At 49.9% G+C, this 13,882-nt stretch carries 15 protein-coding genes; 10 read left to right on the forward strand and 5 right to left on the reverse strand.

Going from position 1 to position 13,882, the window contains the following annotated elements:
* The 7 genes from MHM94_RS03880 to MHM94_RS03910 all read left to right on the forward strand — a co-directional run bounded on the left by MHM94_RS03880 (position 1) and on the right by MHM94_RS03910 (position 4,023).
* Positions 1 to 366, forward strand: a complete 366-nt coding sequence (locus MHM94_RS03880) for a hypothetical protein (RefSeq protein WP_235419092.1) — start codon at positions 1 to 3, stop codon at positions 364 to 366.
* A gap of 58 nt (positions 367 to 424) precedes the next feature.
* Positions 425 to 1,081 (forward strand): DUF2589 domain-containing protein, encoded by a 657-nt coding sequence (locus MHM94_RS03885; RefSeq protein ID WP_235419091.1) that lies wholly within the window; start codon positions 425 to 427, stop codon positions 1,079 to 1,081.
* Positions 1,071 to 1,337 carry a hypothetical protein gene (locus MHM94_RS03890; protein ID WP_235419090.1) on the forward strand — a complete coding sequence of 89 codons (267 nt, stop codon included), beginning with the start codon at positions 1,071 to 1,073 and terminating at the stop codon, positions 1,335 to 1,337. Before MHM94_RS03885 ends, MHM94_RS03890 begins: the two co-directional genes overlap by 11 nt.
* Complete coding sequence (locus MHM94_RS03895; RefSeq protein WP_081604450.1) at positions 1,334 to 1,978, forward strand: DUF2589 domain-containing protein; 645 nt, start codon at positions 1,334 to 1,336, stop codon at positions 1,976 to 1,978. Before MHM94_RS03890 ends, MHM94_RS03895 begins: the two co-directional genes overlap by 4 nt.
* A 62-nt stretch (positions 1,979 to 2,040) precedes the next feature.
* Positions 2,041 to 2,541 carry an Mpo1-like protein gene (locus MHM94_RS03900; protein ID WP_235419089.1) on the forward strand — a complete coding sequence of 167 codons (501 nt, stop codon included), beginning with the start codon at positions 2,041 to 2,043 and terminating at the stop codon, positions 2,539 to 2,541.
* A complete protein-coding gene (locus MHM94_RS03905; protein ID WP_235419088.1) occupies positions 2,538 to 3,329 on the forward strand; it encodes an SDR family oxidoreductase in 792 nt (263 codons plus the stop codon). Before MHM94_RS03900 ends, MHM94_RS03905 begins: the two co-directional genes overlap by 4 nt.
* A 73-nt stretch (positions 3,330 to 3,402) precedes the next feature.
* Complete coding sequence (locus tag MHM94_RS03910) at positions 3,403 to 4,023, forward strand: TetR family transcriptional regulator (RefSeq protein WP_045978690.1); 621 nt, start codon at positions 3,403 to 3,405, stop codon at positions 4,021 to 4,023.
* Positions 4,024 to 4,050: 27 nt separating this feature from the next.
* Here MHM94_RS03910 and MHM94_RS03915 read toward each other — a convergent pair whose 3' ends face one another.
* From MHM94_RS03915 to MHM94_RS03930, 4 genes are all read right to left on the reverse strand, one after another.
* Positions 4,051 to 7,140 (reverse strand): efflux RND transporter permease subunit, encoded by a 3,090-nt coding sequence (locus MHM94_RS03915; RefSeq protein WP_045978691.1) that lies wholly within the window; start codon positions 7,138 to 7,140, stop codon positions 4,051 to 4,053.
* 3 nt (positions 7,141 to 7,143) lie between these two features.
* Positions 7,144 to 8,274, reverse strand: a complete 1,131-nt coding sequence (locus MHM94_RS03920; protein ID WP_022944016.1) for an efflux RND transporter periplasmic adaptor subunit — start codon at positions 8,272 to 8,274, stop codon at positions 7,144 to 7,146.
* 230 nt (positions 8,275 to 8,504) lie between these two features.
* A complete protein-coding gene (locus MHM94_RS03925; RefSeq protein ID WP_235419087.1) occupies positions 8,505 to 9,569 on the reverse strand; it encodes a DUF3083 family protein in 1,065 nt (354 codons plus the stop codon).
* A gap of 84 nt (positions 9,570 to 9,653) precedes the next feature.
* Positions 9,654 to 10,079: a CBS domain-containing protein gene (locus tag MHM94_RS03930; RefSeq protein ID WP_138588228.1), complete on the reverse strand. Its 426-nt coding sequence runs from the start codon at positions 10,077 to 10,079 to the stop codon at positions 9,654 to 9,656.
* A 92-nt stretch (positions 10,080 to 10,171) separates the two neighbouring features.
* On the opposite strand from MHM94_RS03930, the gene MHM94_RS03935 reads away from it, so the two are divergent.
* The 3 genes from MHM94_RS03935 to MHM94_RS03945 all read left to right on the forward strand — a co-directional run bounded on the left by MHM94_RS03935 (position 10,172) and on the right by MHM94_RS03945 (position 12,779).
* The gene (locus MHM94_RS03935; protein WP_235419086.1) at positions 10,172 to 10,564 is read left to right on the forward strand and encodes a VOC family protein; all 393 of its coding nucleotides are present in this window, start codon (positions 10,172 to 10,174) and stop codon (positions 10,562 to 10,564) included.
* Positions 10,565 to 10,649: 85 nt separating this feature from the next.
* Positions 10,650 to 12,326, forward strand: coding sequence for a glutamine--tRNA ligase (gene glnS, locus MHM94_RS03940; protein WP_045978694.1), 1,677 nt, complete (start codon positions 10,650 to 10,652; stop codon positions 12,324 to 12,326).
* A 93-nt stretch (positions 12,327 to 12,419) separates the two neighbouring features.
* Positions 12,420 to 12,779 (forward strand): VOC family protein, encoded by a 360-nt coding sequence (locus MHM94_RS03945; protein ID WP_022944011.1) that lies wholly within the window; start codon positions 12,420 to 12,422, stop codon positions 12,777 to 12,779.
* Here MHM94_RS03945 and MHM94_RS03950 read toward each other — a convergent pair.
* A complete protein-coding gene (locus MHM94_RS03950) occupies positions 12,776 to 13,591 on the reverse strand; it encodes an MliC family protein (protein WP_235419085.1) in 816 nt (271 codons plus the stop codon). The genes MHM94_RS03945 and MHM94_RS03950 overlap by 4 nt on opposite strands.
* Positions 13,592 to 13,882: the final 291 nt, after the last annotated feature.

Below are 13,882 nucleotides of genomic sequence, written 5' to 3' on the forward strand. Positions count from 1 at the left end.
ATGTGGTTTTATGTCATTTTAGCGGTGGTGCTTATTAAAACCTCTTTATTGGGGTTAGGTGTGGTTTCCATGGCCATTGCGCTGTGCGCATGGCTACTGCTGCGCTTGGGAGTGGTGGCTATTCATCCGAGTATGAAGCGAGGGTTTAGGCGGTTATTTAAAGTCGCGTTTCTTTTGCATCTTAGCGTTTATGTGGCGCTAATACTCAAGCTGCTGCTGATCGACTCCTTCGACGATATCCCGGCCTTTATTGTCGGCCACTTACTGATACACCACCTGATGTCAGCCGTCATCGGCGCCACGGTGATCTTTATGCTTATCCGGCGCTACTTTTATTACAAGGGCTTACATAAGAGCACGAGTTAAGCCAGCGACTCCTAGTTTTTAATGGCAATAGCGCAAATAGGAACAAAAGGAGAGAACTATGGCTATCGATACAGGACTCGTTGGCTCGGTAATTAATGCCTTGCCATTGGATCGCATGATAGGGGGGCCATTGCATGCAATGATCACCGCCCAAGTACAGGCAAGTCGGACTTACGCCGAATTTTTGATGACCGTGTGCATTAAAGATGGCAAGGCGGTGAACGTTGAGTTCGAATACGATGAAACCCAAGTGGATACCGAAGGTAACTTCAAGGGCACCATACGTAAAACCATGCGGGTGCCGTTACTTGCAGCGATCACCCACCCCAATATTTGTGTCGAAGAAGGGTCAATTGACTTTGAACTGGAAGTGACACAATCAGAAGAAAGCCACAGCGAAACCAGTGGTGAGGGTGGCTTTGAGGCAAAAATGGGCTGGGGTCCATTCTCGGTTAAAGTGCATGGCAAGGTGTCTCATAAGTCCGAGCAAACCCGTAAAACCGACACCCGAGCTAAATATTCAATTCATACCGCAGTAAAACGCCAAGGGCCGCCTGAAGCATTAATGCGGGTTATTGATTTTCTCACCGATGCGGCTACCAAGCCCGTGGTTATTGGCGAGGGTAAACCGTCTGCTACTGATGCCTTACCTGCGGACACGAAAGCTGAAATCGCACCGCCTTCTGATAAAGATGGTAAAAAGGATGGCGGCTAAGGTGAAGCTAAAAAGTGCTTGGCGGCGGTGTTGGCAGGCTATCAGTACATTATGGCCAATACCAAGTCGTTATTGGTCTACGAACTGTCACACCAAACAGGCCAATGTGGTGCTGTTACATTCCGAGCACTCTGGGCGCGCAGGTGATACGCGCGCCTATGTTAACGTGCAGCTGCATGCTCAAAGTCATTTTCTCAACACTGAGCTATTACAGCGGCTGCGCACTCCCAATGTCATTGATAGTAAGGACTTATGATGTTTGGCAAAGAAAAGATGAATGCGCAAATGCTCACCGATATCACTCGGGGGATCCACCATGCGGTGAACACCACCGGGACCATGATATCGCAACAATATGTGATGCAATTGCAGCAGTTCTTCGATACTCAAGAGGATGGCTCGCTAGCGGCGAAAATGGTGAAAGTGCAAGTCGACGAGCAACACGATATGTATGTGCCGCTTATTGCTTTAGTACAGCCGCAAGGCATAGCCTTAGACAAAATGCGTTTTGATATGTCGATTCAAATCAGTGAAAGCGAGTTGAAACGGGCGACGCACCAAGTGGACGGTTTCAATGCTGAGCGAGTGGCGTTCAAGGTGAACCTTTCGCCGAAAACCAGCGACAGTAACCGGCGGCGAACCGATATTGTTGATGTGGAGATGCAGTTTACGCGTTGTGAAGCACCAGAGGGAATGCATCGGCTCATTGAACAATACGCCAATATGATCCAACCCTTTAAAAACGGTGAGCCAGTGTCTGATGAGCCTAATTCTCCACCGGGGCAGGGACCATTAAAGAGCGCCGCTGCGAGTGAGCGCAAGCCCAATTTAGTACGCATGAATACCCATGCCACTGGCAATCTTGATGAGGGCGAGCGAGACGAGCCAAAAATATAGGCAAGTTAGGGGTTTTACTCTAAACTGAGCACAAGGTTAATAATAAAAAAGGTGCTAACACCATGAAAACCTTGGTTACCCAATTAAGTAATTACGCTCGTTATCATCGTGATAAACGTAATATATACACCCATTTTATCGGCATACCCTTAATCGTGTATGCCTTGCTGGTGCTGCTCTCCCGCCCGAGTTTTACCGTTTTAGCGCTCAGCCTCACTCCAGCTGTGTTGGTCGTGAGTATTACCTGCCTTTATTATTTAAAGCTATCCCTCAGGCTAGGCCTGCTAATGAGCGCATTGTTGGTGCTGGGTCTGCTCGGGGCTGCGCCCGTGGCGATGCTTAGCACGTGGCTGTGGCTGTCCATTGGTATCGGATTATTCGTCGTGGGCTGGGTATTTCAATTTGTCGGTCACTATTACGAAGGCAAAAAACCTGCCTTTGTGGATGATTTAATCGGCTTGGTTATTGGGCCCTTATTTGTTGTCGTTGAAGCCTTATTTTTAATGGGGCTTTGCAAAGAGCTGCAAGCGCAAATTGAACACCAAGCAGGAGCGATAAAATGAACTTAGATGGCAAACGGGTGTGGTTAAGCGGCGCATCATCGGGCATTGGTGAGGAGCTGGCTAAACAACTTGCGGCCAAAGGCGCTAAGCTGGTGTTATCGGCGCGCAACGAGCAAGCCCTTGAGCAGGTGAAAAATAGCTTGGTGGGGCAGGGACATGTTGTCTTACCTTTGGATTTGAGCGCCGCTGAGAGCCTACTCAAAGAGCTCCCCGAGCAGCTTGCAGCCATCGGTGATATTGATATTTTGATTAATAATGGTGGGGTGTCGCAACGTAGCTTATTTGCCGACACCGACTTTGCTACTTACCAGCAATTAATGGCGGTCAACTACTTTGGCACTGTGGCCCTCACTAAACTGGTGGTTGCGCAAATGCAGGCTCGAAAGCAGGGGATGATCGTGGCAATCAGCAGCGTCGCGGGCAAAGTCGGTTCTAAGTTTCGCTCCGGTTATTCCGGCTCCAAATATGCGGTGGTCGGCTTTATGGATTGCATTCGCGCCGAGCTTGCCGCTGACGGCATTCATTGCCTCACCGTGTGTCCTGGCTCGGTGCAAACCCGCATTGCTCATAACTCCTTGAACGGGAAAGGGGTGGCGCAAAATCAAAGTGAACAGTCGATTGAAAACGGTATGCCGGTGAGCGCCTGTGTGCAAGAAATCATCACCGCGATTGAAAAGCAAAAGCAAGAAGTGGTGATTGGCCAAGGCTTAAGTTATTGGGCACCCACCATCAAGCGTTTTTTCCCCAGGTTATTTAATCGCCTAACCGCCCGACTGGAGTATCGATAACACCGCGATGGCTGTTGGTTCAGGTAGCAACTATGTTAATATTGCGATCATTATTTCTTAATCGAGCAAGGCCATGGTCAGGCGTTCGAAGGCTGATGCCGAACAAACCCGCAGTGCTATCTTAGATGCCGCCGAGCATCAGTTTTACCAGCATGGTGTGTCACGGACCACCTTGGCACACATCGCCAGCGCCGCAGGCGTCACGCGCGGCGCAATCTATTGGCATTTTGACAACAAAGCCGATCTGTTCAACGCCATGTTAGACCGTATTCGTCTGCCGTTTCGACAAATGCTCAGTGAGCTGCAAAGTGCCAATGATCTGAGCGCTTTGGCGCAAATAAAAGACGTAATGCATCGCGCCTTGGTGATCGTGCAACAAGACCCCCAGTATCATCGCGTGCTAACGGTGGTGTTCCATCGCTGTGAGTATGTTGACGAGCTTAACCCCGCAGTACAACAACAAGAACAACTCAATCAAGAAGTGCAGGACACACTCACACTGGCGTTCGCCAGAGCATTGGAAAATGGTGAGCTTAACCCCGCTATTGAGCCGCGAGTCGCCGCAGCGGCGATGAACTCCCTCGTCGGTGGCCTTATCAGTAAATTCCTGCAACACCCAGGTTATATTGACCTTATCGAGCAAGCGCAAGCCCTCCTTGATACCTTGTTTTTAGGCATAAAAAAGCCGGACTAAAAAGTCCGGCTTTGGGGTTGGGTGCAGTTACTTTCGAACAAAGAGCTTTTGCACCACGAGATAAAACACGGGAACTAAAAAGATAGCCAAGAAGGTAGCACTGAGCATGCCGCCAAGTACGCCAATACCAATGGCATTGCGACTGGCCGAGCCGGCTCCGGAGCTTATCGCCAATGGCAAGACCCCGAGCGAGAACGCCAGAGAGGTCATGATGATGGGCCGTAAACGCAAGCGCACGGCTTCGAGCGTGGCGTTGATCACCGAACGACCTTGTTGCTGCAAGTCTTTGGCAAATTCGACGATGAGAATCGCGTTTTTAGATGCCAAGCCCATGGTGGTCAACAAGCCCACTTGGAAATACACGTCGTTCTGAAGACCGAACAAGAAGGCGGCACTGAGCGCCCCGATGATCCCCAGCGGCACCACCATAATCACCGAAAATGGAATAGCCCAGCTCTCGTAAAGAGCGGCTAAACATAAGAACACCACCAAAATCGACAAGGCATAGAGCATCGGCGCCTGGGAGCCAGACATTTTCTCTTGGTAAGAGGTGCCAGTCCATTCAAAGTCAATGCCCGGTGGCAATTGAGCAACCAGCTCGGCCATGGTTTGCATCGCCACGCCGGAGCTGTATCCCGGTGCTGGCTGACCTTGAATTTCCATGGCTGAGATGCCGTTGTAACGCTCTAAGCGTTGCGGGCCATACACCCAGCGGCTGGTGGCAAAGGTATCAAAGGACACCATTTCACCTTCATTATTGCGCACATACCAATGGCTTAAATCTTCCGGGGTCATGCGGTACTCGGCATCGGCTTGCACATAAACCTTTTTAACACGGCCTCGGTCGGTGAAGTCATTGACGTAACGTGAGCCCCAGCCAATAGACAACGCTTGGTTTATCTCGCTAATTGAGACTCCTAACGCTTGCGCTTTAAGCTGGTCGATATCCACCTGTAACTGCGCCGCATCTTCCATGCCGTTAGGGCGCACAGCCATCAGCTCAGGGCGCTGCGCCGCCATTCCTAACAGTTGATTACGGGCCTGCAGTAGCGCGTCATGGCCTAAGGCGCCCCTATCTTGCAAGAACAGGTTGAAGCCAGTGGCTTGTCCTAGCTCTTGAATAGGAGGCAAGTTAAAGGCAAAAATTTGCGCCTCTTTAATGGTAGAAAAATACCCCATCGCCCGACCGATAGTGGCCTGTACGCTTTGGCTGTCGTCGCGCTCACTCCAATCTTTAAGGCGCACAAAGGCAAGGCCGACGTTTTGTCCGCGTCCGGCAAAGCTAAAGCCGCTGACGGTGAACACCGAGCGTACTGAGTCTTCGCCATGATAATAATCGGCGACCTTAGTCATTATTTCTTCGGTACGCTCTTGGCTGGCACCACTTGGCAGCTGCACCATGGTTAAAAAGATACCTTGGTCCTCATCGGGCAAGAATGACGAGGGCAGACGGGCAAACATCAATGCCATCACTGCGATAATCGCGCCATATAATGCCATTGAGCGCACCGGACGCTTAAGCAGGCCACCTACTGCCCCTTGGTAACCGTCGTTAGAGCGATCAAAGGTACGGTTAAACCAGCCAAAGAAGCCGCCTTTTTCCAAATGATCGCCTTTGATGGGCTTCAAAATGGTGGCACACAGGGCCGGCGTGAAAATAATCGCCACCAACACCGATAACGCCATGGCCGAAACGATGGTAATAGAGAACTGCTTATAGATAGCCCCGGTCGCGCCGCCGAAAAAGGCCATCGGCACAAATACGGCAGAGAGCACCAAGCCTATGCCCACCAAGGCGCCGGTGATTTGTCCCATGGACTTGCGCGTTGCTTCCACAGGCCCCAAGCCTTCCTCGCTCATGACCCGCTCAACGTTCTCGACCACAACAATGGCATCATCCACCAACAAGCCGATGGCCAGCACCATACCAAACATGGTGAGGGTGTTTATCGAAAAGCCCATCGCCGACATAATGCCAAAGGTACCAAGCAAGACCACAGGAATCGCTAGGGTCGGAATTAAGGTGGCGCGGAAGTTCTGCAAGAACAAATACATCACCACAAACACTAACAGCACGGCTTCAAACAGTGTTTGTACCACCGAGCTAATAGAAAGCTCAACGAACGGCGTAGTGTCGTAGGGCACTTCAATCTTTAACCCTTCCGGGAAATAAGGCTTTAGTTCGTCAAGGCGAGCGCGCACCGCTTCAGCGGTATCGAGGGCATTGGCTCCGGTGGCCAACTCGATGGCGATCCCCGTTGCTTGCATGCCGTTATAGCGCGCCATAACGGAATAGTCTTCACCGCCGAGCTCAACGCGAGCCACATCTTTAAGCTGCACTCGTGAACCATCTTCGTTAACCCGTAATAGGATTTGGCCAAATTCTTCAGGGCTACTGAGGCGGCTTTGCGCGGTGATGGCGGCATTGTATTGCTGCCCGGGTAACGCCGGGGCGCCGCCGAGTTGTCCGGCTGTCACCTGATTATTTTGCACTTTAATGGCTGCGGTGACATCGGTGGGGGTCAGTTGATATTGGTTGAGCTTTTGCGCATCAAGCCAGATACGCATGGCATACTGGCTGCCAAATACGGTGACATTGCCCACCCCTGGGGTGCGGCTAATTGGGTCTTTAACATTAGAAACCACATAGTCGGCGATGTCTTCGCGGTTCATCGAGCCATCTTCGGAGATAAAGCCAATAACCATTAAGAAACTGCCATTAGACTTGGCCACCGAAACCCCTTGCTGCTGCACTTCTTGCGGTAACAGAGGAATTGCCCGTTGCAGTTTGTTTTGCACCTGAACCTGAGCAATATCGGGGTCAGTGCCGGTTTCAAAGGTGAGTGTCAGGCTGACATTGCCCACTGAATCACTTTGTGACGACATATACATGAGGTTGTCCAAGCCGTTCATGGCTTGCTCTATCACCTGAGTAATGGCGTTTTCAGCTGTTTGTGCGGTGGCACCAGGGTAGCTGGCATTAATGCTGACCGCCGGTGGCGCAACTTTAGGGTATTGCTCAACGGGCAGCTGTTTTACCGATAGCAGGCCCGCAAGCATGATCACGATGGCGATCACCCAAGCAAAAATAGGCCGGCCAATGAAAAAATTAGCCATAAATTATGCCCCCGTGTCCTGTTTTGCCACTGTCACTTTGCTACCGGGGCGAACCTTTTGCAGCCCGGCGACGATCACTTGGTCACCGGCTTGTAGACCGGAGTGGACTTGCCAGCTTTGGTTTATCTCTTGACCGAGCTCAACTACGCGAGTTTGCGCCGTGCCTTCTTTGCTGACCACCATCACTGTGGCCTCACCTTTGGGCGTGCGCACAATGGCTTTTTGCGGTACCAATAAGGCGTCATCATCTTGGCCGGTAGCTAACTGCGCTCGCACGAACATGCCTGGCAGCAATTCACCATTGGGGTTGGGGAACACTGCGCGCATGGTGACCATAGACGTTGATGGGTCAACGCTTACCTCGGAGAACTTCAGCTCACCCGAGAGCGCATACCAGTCGTTATTTTCTAATCTCAGTTTAACCTCGGGGTTTTGGCTGAGGTTGCCTTGGTGCATGGCACTGCGCAAAGAAGATAACTTGGAGGCGGCGCGCGTCATATCTACGTAAATAGGGTCAAGCTGGCGAATTATCGACAGCGCTGCGCTTTGATTGGCTGTCAGCAAGGCCCCTTCGGTAACACTAGAGCGACCAATCTGACCGTCAATGGGGGCGCGGATTTGGGTGTAATCAAGATTAATTTCGGCGCTCAGTACAGCGGCTTTGGCTGCTGCTAAATCGGCCTTTGCTTGTAGCAAGGTGGCTTCGGCATCATCATAGTCTTGCTGGCTGACCGATTTATTGCCTAATAAGCCTTTGATACGTTCGGCCTTCATGCCACTGTTGCGAACACTGGCTTGGGCTTTGGCGAGCGCCGCTTTGGCACTGGCAAGTTCAGCTTGGTAGGGAGCGGGGTCAATCCGATACAACACATCTCCTTTACTCACCATTTGTCCTTCTTCGAACAGTCGCGCCTGCAAAATACCGCTTACTTGAGGGCGGATCTCAGCTTGACGAAAATCGACCGTGCGGCCAACCAGCTCGGTGCTGAGGTCAATACTTTGTGGCGACAACGTTATGGCCTCGACTTCAACGGCAGCGGGGGCCGTTTGGGCTTGTTGTTGTGGTTGCTCCTGGCAACCACTTAAGCTAAGCGCCGCAAGTACTGTGACTGCGACCAGCGTTTTTACATTCATAACCTACCTTTAGCTGAACAATTTATTAAACCGACTAGAGCAGGAATATACATACATGAATGTATGTAAGCAAGGTAAACTATCTCGTTTACTTTTAAGGTGTTGATATAAAGCGTAAAAAAGTCTTTTTTGCGGAGGGGATAATACGCTAAATTAGGCTGGTAAGGGGCTGAGCCAAGCAACAAAAAAGGCCGCTCAATAGCGGCCTTTTTATTGTTCGCATCGTGCACTTATAGGCTGTAGCTCAGGTGCTGATAAAAGCGGGTGTTGATATCTTGGCGCTCTGGGTTCACCTGTAAGCTATTGCACAGCGCCTTGATCACGCTCTCGACTTGATTCATAAAGCGGCCATAGCCCATATCATGATGATCCTCAACGCCGGCAACAATCACAAAGTCAATGCTCTGTACCAAGTTGGCGGCATCAAAGAGCACATGACTTTGGGTTTCGCCTTTGCCGGGTTCAAAGCTGAGCTTTTCCAGTTCTTCATTGTGAGCGCTGGTGTCGATATCACGGTGGCGAATAAGCGGTGTGCGGCCATTGGCCACCATTGCGCGGCGCGGTAGGCGCTTGGCTTCACAGGCGCTGATAAATGCATCTTCAATGTGGCTATAAAAGTTTCCGTAATCCGTGGCGCTGGCATCCAATAGCTGCGTTTTTAACTGCCGTGTGAGTGGCAAAGTAAAACGCGCATAAGTCAGGTCGCGATGGCTGGGTAAGGGGCAGCCACGGGCTTCATAGCGCGGAGCCAATGCTCTAAGTTTATACCCGTAGCTCTCTTTATGCCCTTTGGCGCGGGCGAACAAATCATAGGTTAGGTGCTGATGGTCACGCACTTTCAACTTATTGGCATCGCCGGGAAGTTGCTCTTGCAGTGCACTTAGCACCTTGGCAACGCGGCGGTGAAAATCGGCAGAATGGGCACGAATGTCTTCACCTGTAGCGAGGAATAGCAACCGTACTTTGCGTGCTCGGCTTTCGCAGCAGCCATGTAGCTGATGAGCCTCGTGATATCGCGGATTATAAAAGAACAGCTGCTGCCGTTGAGTCTCTAAGCAATATGCCTCTTCATGAAAGCGCACAATGGGCAGCTTGTCGTTGACGAGCATATGCACATTGTAGAGCTCGGAGTCGTCACATAACGCGAACAGTTGTCGGGCAACGCGCTGATATGCGCTGCGATAATCGCTAAAGCAGGCGTAAAAATCATCATCCGGTTTAAACTCGGCGAGAATATACTGGTTGGCGCGAGCATTGGTCGGTATATAAACGCGATGTTGATTCTGTGAAGCCATGGTTATTCCTTGTTCCTAGGTTTGTTAAACTCGCCTCAAGTGTAGGGCAGATAAATGTCAGCGATGTTGCGCTAGATTAAACTTTTATGACTTTTTCAACAGCTCAACGCTTAGGCGCACAAAGTCTGAAGAGGTGAGTATGCCGAGCAGTTTTTGCTCCTCAACCACCGGCATACAGCCATGGCGGTTATTGAGAAAAAATTCGGCGATATCACTTAAAGCATCACCGGGGGCCACGGTATCAAAATCTTGAAGCATAATATCGCCCACTTGCGTTTGTTTCTCTTTGCGCTCAAGTGCCGGTGCACCAAACACTGAAATAATGCGCATCACTTGGGCAATCATCAGTTTTTGCGTCAGCATGCCAATAAGGGTGCCGTGCTCATCGGTAACGGGAATATGGCGAATATTGTGCTCACGCATTAATGCATGGGCATCATGCAACGAGGCATCAGCGGTTACGGTCAGCGGCGCTGGGGTCATTAAATCTGCAGCAGTATGCAATTGCATCACGGCTCCTTTAGCGTTGTAATGAATGTCTCTGTAGCATAGCTTAGCGTGACGCACAGTGATTAGATCCTAATCAATAAAAGGAGCATTCAATGCAATTACACGGGCTAGACCATGTTGTGCTGCGCACAGATGATGTACCTCGCATGCGCGCATTTTACGAGGAAGTACTTGGCGCTCAGTTAGAGCGCCTATTGGAGCAAGAGGGGTTGTATCAGTTGCGTGCCGGCCAGGCCCTGATTGATATTCTTAGCACTCAGGGTAGCTTAGATAGCAAGCAAACGGTGCAGGTGCGCACCTCGCCACTGGCGCATTTTTGCTTGCAAATCAGCGCCGCGAGCGAACAGGCGGTGATCCGCACCTTAAAAGCCAAAGGCGTAAACCAGTCGTTGCAGTTCGCTGAGCGCTACGGGGCCACTGGTTTTGGTCGTTCTTTATACATTCTTGACCCAGACGGCAACACCGTTGAATTAAAGCTGGTGTGACCTTACTAAAAGCTGTAAGTTAAGCGCAGTATTTGTCATAATGCGTGGGTTATAAGTCACGCAGAATTCAGAGGAAAGTATCCCAATGGCGGAGATTGAGAATCGCCCAACGAACTTTATTCGTAACATCATTGACGCAGATTTAGCCTCAGGCAAACATCAGCAAACGCACACGCGTTTTCCACCCGAGCCAAATGGCTTTTTACACATTGGCCACGCCAAGTCTATTTGCCTGAATTTTGGCATTGCACAAGACTACAACGGGCTGTGTAATTTGCGTTTTGATGATACCAACCCAGAAAAAGAAGACATCAACTATGTGAACTCAATAAAAGAAGACGTGAACTGGTTGGGTTTTCAGTGGAGCGGTGAGATTCAATACTCTTCTAACTACTTTGACAAGTTGTATCAGTACGCTGTTGAGCTTATTGAGAAAGGCCTCGCTTATGTGTGTTTCTTAACACCCGAGCAAGCTCGCGAGTACCGTGGCACGTTAAAAGAGCCGGGTAAAAATAGCCCTTATCGCGATACACCTGTGGCGGAGAACCTAGCGTTATTCGAAAAAATGAAAAACGGCGAGTTCAAAGAGGGCGAGTGTGTACTGCGAGCCAAAATCGATATGGCCAGTTCCTTTATGGTGCTGCGCGACCCGATTATTTATCGCATTCGTTTTGCTCACCACCACCAAACCGGTGACAAGTGGTGCATTTACCCAATGTATGACTTTACCCATTGTATTAGCGATGCGCTTGAAGGCATTACCCACTCATTGTGTACCTTGGAGTTCCAAGACAACCGCCGTTTATACGACTGGGTGTTAGATAATATCAGCTTAGAATGCCACCCACAGCAAATCGAGTTTTCACGACTGAACCTTGAGTACACCATTATGAGTAAGCGTAAGCTTAATCAGTTGGTGGTCGATGGTCATGTTGATGGTTGGGACGATCCGCGTATGCCAACGATTGCCGGGCTACGCCGACGCGGTTACACCCCAGGCTCTATCCGTGAATTCTGTAAGCGCATTGGTGTAACCAAGCAAGATAACCTAGTAGAAATGGGTATGCTTGAAGCCTGTATTCGCGATGATTTAAATGAAAACGCACCGCGTGCCATGGCGGTATTAGACCCGGTGCGCGTCGTGATCGAAAACTACCCACAAGAGCAAGTGGAAATGCTCGATGCGCCTAATCATCCGAACAAAGAAGAAATGGGTTCGCGTCAGTTGCCATTTACCCGCGAGGTATTCATTGAGCGTGAAGACTTCCGTGTTGAAGCGAATAAGAAGTTTAAGCGCTTAGTGCTAGGCAAAGAAGTGCGTTTACGTAATGCTTATGTGATTAAAGCAGAGCGCATTGACGAAGACGAGCAAGGCAATATCACCACCATTTATTGCTCTTATGATCCGGAAACATTAGGCAAAAACCCAGCCGATGGCCGCAAGGTTAAAGGGGTTATTCACTGGGTGAGTGCCAGCCATTGTATTGAAGCCGAAGTGCGCCAGTACGACCGCTTATTCAATGTGCCTAACCCAGGTGCGGCAGAGGACATTACCGATGCCCTTAACCCAGAGTCACTAAAAGTGGTTAAAAACGCCAAATTAGAGCCTAGCTTAAGCGAAGCCGCAGCACTGAAAGGCTATCAGTTTGAGCGTACAGGGTATTTCTGCCGTGACGATCACTTTGCACACTTAGTGTTTAACCAAACCGTAGGGCTACGTGATTCTTGGGCCAAGATTGAGCAACAAGACAAAGGCCAGTAGGGCCTTAATGCGTTAATACGCAACCCAGTAGAACCAATAAAAAAGGTGCGCTATGCTTAGCGCACCTTTTTTGTTTTATAGCAGGCGACAAGGATGAAAAATAATCACGAAATGCTGAACTATGTGGAATACCCTGCGCGTGACCTCGAGGCCACAAAAGCATTCTTTACCCAAGTTTTTGCATGGCAATTTACTGACTACGGCCCAGATTACACAGCCTTTAGCGGAGCAGGGCTCGATGGCGGTTTTTATCGTAGCGACTTAAACGCTCAGACCAGCAAAGGCAGCGCATTATTGGTTTTTTATTCCAGCGATATTGCGCAAACCCAAGCTAAGATAGAGCAAGCGGGAGGCGAGATCTCCACGGCGTTATTCGACTTTCCTGGCGGGCGACGGTTTCACTTTGTGGAGCCCAGTGGTAATGAGTTTGCGGTGTGGTCGGAGCCTGCTTAGCGTAAAGTGCACTGCTGCATGGGCGTGTTGTACTGCCATTGCACAAAGGCACTATCGCCTTTTTGCCAAAAAACCTGATTGCGGCCTTGGTATTTAGCACCACTGGCGGCAATCACGCGCTGCATCAGCCATTGTTGCTCACCCTCGCGCAGGGCAATAAATTGTGGCGTGGTATCATAAAAATCAACACTCACCTGTTTGCCCTCGCAATCATACTGAAGATGATCCACAGCCGTGGTGAGTTGATATTGCACTTGCAGTGAAGCGTTGCGATGCTGATAGGCATCAATAATGCACTGTTTTACGTTATCTGCTTGCCAGCATGCATCACGGCCTTTTATCCAACCACGTTGCATGGCCCGTAACGTGCTTTTATGTTTGTCACTATCGGATTGTGCCAGTGCTTTTTCGAAGGTGTTAGCCAATTGCGCATCTAACTCACTCAGCCTTGGCGACTGGCATACGTGGCGGGCGATATCACTTTGTGCTTGCTTACAGTTAAAGCTGGCTGAGGTGTTCGCTTGGCTTGCCACCCATTGGCACCACTTCGGTGTTAATAATGGCGGCTTATCTGCACGGTTATTAATATCTAAACGATACTCCACACTGTTTGCCCATTCCGCAGTGCCAATATCCGGGCCATGTCCGCTGCCATCGCCAGTACTGACTAGCTGCTCAATTGCATTGAGATTAGCTTGGGTACATTGGGTAGGTAAGGGAGTTTCTGCTGGTGGAGATTCACCGCTTGGTGCGGTAGCAACATGACAGGCGGCAAGAGTCAGAACGGCGGTAACAATGGCTAAACGCTTCATAATTAACAATAGCGAGAGTAAAAACGCAATTATAGAAAAGGGGTATTAATAGAGGGTGAATAGCGCAATACGTTGCGCTGCTCCTTTAGGCGGCGCCAGAGCTCTCAGTATATTTAACCATTTAAAAGTTTAAAACCCTTTATCCACATTAAGTAGACTTTTTCGGTTCGTAAGCTGTAGCGTCTTGTTCTTAACTCAGCCCTTACAGATTCTAAAAATGGAGACGAAGACATGGCAATATCACAGCGAACTGTATATATGTACAGTTGTAGGTGGTATATATCAAAGAAG

The organism is Pseudoalteromonas sp. CNAT2-18.1, assembly GCF_022347865.1.
In the GTDB taxonomy this organism is placed as follows: domain Bacteria; phylum Pseudomonadota; class Gammaproteobacteria; order Enterobacterales; family Alteromonadaceae; genus Pseudoalteromonas; species Pseudoalteromonas ruthenica.